Here is a 3,747-nt window from a genome sequence, read left to right as displayed (position 1 = left end):
AGACTTCTCCCTGACAACGTCATTCCACGTCAGCACACGAAACAGCAGCAAACACGCCAAAAAGGCCAGGCCGACCGGGATAAAATCAATACCGGTCACCGATCCCGTCATCCATCCCAGTACCCCCAGAATAAAGAAGACAATCAGCAGCTTTTCTTCACGTTTTACCGGGCCTAACTCCGCCAATCCTTTTTCAGCAATCTCATTAACGTTGGCAATGATCTTTAATTCTGGTGCATAAATCTTATAGAGAATCCAGGGTGCCAATACCAGCACCAGACCGGCAGGAACTACCGCCGCTTTGAACCACACCATCCATTCGAGATTGACCTTCATTATCTCATTGGCAAGAGACACGGTAATGGAGTTAGTCGCCATACCGGTTAAAAACAGGCTCGAGGTTCCCATGGAAACCACGTACATCAGAATGGTCAGGTAGGCACCAATTTTACGACTTCCGGCTTCAGGTGTTGAACCCAGCGCTTCGGCAATGTTTCTGAAAATAGGGTAGGTGATCCCCCCTGAGCGGGACATATTCGAGCCGGTAGCTGGCGCAAGAATGGTATCCGTTACCATCATCAAATAGCCGAGCGTCAGGGTATTTTTGCCATATCGCTTTAATAACATATAGGCAATACGTTTACCTAGCCCGGTAATAACGAATGCCTTACAGATAATAAAGGCGCTGATAATAAACCACACCATTGGGCTGCCGAATCCGGCAAACAGCGGGCCAGGGGAAATAACCAATGATGCAAAGCCAAGAATAATCAGCATAATGACGGAATCGGTAAATGGGCGTAGTACCAATCCACACAGCATGGCCAAATAAATACCCACCATATGCCAGGTGTCTGCTGAGACGCCGGTTGGGTGCGGTATTACCCAAAACAAGACGGGGAAAAATATAATGGGCAAGAGTTTAAGATAAAGCATAGTAACAATACCTTTACTTATAAAGCCACGCGGCCAGATACCCCGTCCGTGTGGCTTTTATTTATTAGAAGGAATTAACGAAAGATGTCGTTGATAAACTCAACGCCTTTGGCTTCCAACGATTTTTTCACCCATGCGCGATTCGCCGTGCCATTTTTGGCGGCATCCACTTTGCTCGCATCGAATTTTGAGTACTCTTTGGCTTTATCCAACAGGGTGGCAGCATCTTTCAGCGGAATAACAATGACGCCATCGGCATCACCCACGATAAGATCGCCAGGACACACCGCCACGCCACCCACCGCAATCGGGGTATTCACTTCGCCCGGTCCTTCTTTGAAAGGCCCGGCGGGGTTAGAACCGGTAGCAAACAGAGGAAAGTCGAGCACGGAAAGCGCGTCAACATCACGGATCGGCCCATCGAGCACGATACCGGCGATTTTCTTGGTGCAGTGCGCATAGGCCACCATGATCTCTCCCATCAGCGCGCGCGAGCGGTCGCCTTCATTGGAGACAACAATCACATCATGCTCTGAGGCCATATCCAGTATCGCCAGCGCGCACCTTCACGGTGATGGCATAACCCGCCATAATCGGCTTTTTCGGCGAAGAAATACGTTTGATGCCATTACCCAGCACCGCAATTCTATTCATGGTATCAGCGATATTTGCCGCAGGCAGTTGTTCGTAATGTTGCAGCAGTTCAATATCGAAAGCAGGGCGTTGGGTAAAAATACGATTACCAATAGACACGTTATTCTCCTTAAAATCCCGGTACCGGCCAGGATGGTTTTTTGCCAGACAGCACTTCATCCACACCGATGGCGGAATGCAGCGATGCGCGATCGGTTGCTTCTTTTGTTGCAGCACCAATATGTGGAGCAATAACGATATTGCTTAATGTAAAAATCGGGTCTTCGGGATCGAACGGCTCTTTCTTTAATACATCAACCCCCGCACCTGCAATACGCTGAGTGGATAACGCGTGGTATAGCGCTTTTTCATCAACCAATTTTCCGCGTGCGGTATTAATGAAATACGCGGTAGGTTTCATCATTGAGAACTGTTTTTCACCAACAAAATCGAACGTTTCTGCGGTTGCCGGACAATGCAGTGAAACAAAATCGCTCTCTTGGAAAATACGATCGAAGTCATTGGTCAATTCAACGCCTTCCGGCATTTGTTCCTGTGTTTTATACGGATCGTAGGCAATAACGTTCATGTTGAAGCCATGTAATGCCTTCAGGGCAACGCGAGAACCAATATTACCGACACCGACCAGGCCCAGCGTTTTACCATCAAGTTCGACTTTCGGCGTACGCAATTTTGCCCAGTAATATTCACTGAGCATTTTTTCTTCAACCAGTTTAAAATTACGCGAGCAGTGCAGCATATAAAATATCGCTAATTCAGCGACCGACATGCTATTCGCCACTGGCGCATTCAGTACGGTGACACCGTGGCGTTTTGCGGATTCTAAATCGACAGTGTCATAGCCAGCGCCATGTCGTGCGACAACTTTCAGTTTTTTGGCAGCGTCAAATACGCGATCCGACATTTTAGACAAGCGAACAATAATGCCATCGCAATCAGCAATATCGCGGATGATATCCGCTTCTTCCATCCCTGAACCATCAATAAGTTGATAGCCGCGGCTTTCGAGATATTCTCTTCCTTCCCGCATGATTTCTTGCGGAAGTAAAATCTTATACGACATGTAACAATCTCCTGTGTGGGTTTCCCCTTTAAGAGCACATGCCATGCCAGAAACAGAACATCATAAAAATCAAAATTCAATTCATTGAAAAATATAACTTTATATTTTTATCTGTTTTTACAGCGTCCACGACAAAGTGATGTTATTCACATTTTCATCGGGTATAAAACACGTCAATATTTCAAATTGAAAATCATGAATTTCATTTTTAAACATAATATCATTGCTGCATCACAGTATTTTTCGCGTGCTGCACATTCAAAAAAACCTGACGGGTTGGCTAGGCGCTATTTATTTTCAGCGGGAGGATACAACGAGATGCAAAACAGGACGATTCACGACGAAAGCGAGAGAAAGGGAAAAAGAGATAACCCGCCCAGGATCAGGCGGGTCGAAAATCACTGGCTATCAGCACTTGATCACGGCACGGCCCCGCACTTTGCCCGCTAACAGCGCTTCGGCAACATCAATGGCCTGCGTCAGCGGATACTCCGTGGTTAACGCAGCCAGTTTTGCCATCGGCAGGTATTTGCAGGCTTTTTCCCACAGCGCCGGGCGTTTCTCCGTACTGACCATCACGCTGTCGATACCTTGCAAGGCGACGTTGCGCAGGATAAACGGCGCAACGCTTGCCGGGAGATCCAGCCCTTGCGCCATGCCACAGGCGGCAACGATACCGCCGTACTGAATGCTGGCACACACGTTCGCCAGCGTATGGCTGCCCACGGTATCCACCGCCGCCACCCAGCGCTCTTTTTGCAGCGGTTTACCCGGTGCACTCAACTCGGCACGATCGATAACCTCACTCACGCCCACCTCGTTGCGCAGCCAGTCAGCCTCTGCCGGGCGGCCCGTGGAAGCCACCACCTGATAACCCAACTGCGCCAGAATCAATGCCGCACAGCTGCCTACGCCGCCGCTGGCACCGGTCACCAGCACCGGACCGTCCTCCGGTTTCACTCCGTGGTGTAACACCGCCTCGACGCAGAGCATCGCGGTAAACCCAGCCGTACCAATCGCCATCACATGCCTGGCGCCTGAACCCTGTGGCAACGGTGCCAACCACTCAGCGCTCACCCGCGCCTTACCCGCCA

Annotated in this window: 3 protein-coding genes and 1 pseudogene; all 4 read right to left on the bottom strand. The window is 49.5% G+C overall.

Annotated features, from left to right (window positions below):
• The coding region (locus J5224_RS23980) for an anion permease (protein ID WP_264627736.1) at positions 1-936 on the bottom strand (936 nt) is incomplete at its 3' end.
• A gap of 74 nt (positions 937-1,010) precedes the next feature.
• Positions 1,011-1,689: pseudogene (locus J5224_RS23975) on the bottom strand (RraA family protein).
• Between the two features lie 10 nt (positions 1,690-1,699).
• Positions 1,700-2,653 (bottom strand): hydroxyacid dehydrogenase, encoded by a 954-nt coding sequence (locus J5224_RS23970; protein ID WP_264627735.1) that lies wholly within the window; start codon positions 2,651-2,653, stop codon positions 1,700-1,702.
• A 408-nt stretch (positions 2,654-3,061) separates the two neighbouring features.
• A partial coding sequence (locus J5224_RS23965) for a zinc-binding dehydrogenase (RefSeq protein WP_264627734.1) occupies positions 3,062-3,747 on the bottom strand: 686 nt, incomplete at its 5' end.

The sequence above is a fragment of the Candidatus Symbiopectobacterium sp. NZEC135 genome, assembly GCF_025962695.1.
The sequence above is the reverse complement of the archived record's forward strand: the minus strand, read 5'-3'. Positions and strand labels throughout refer to the sequence as shown.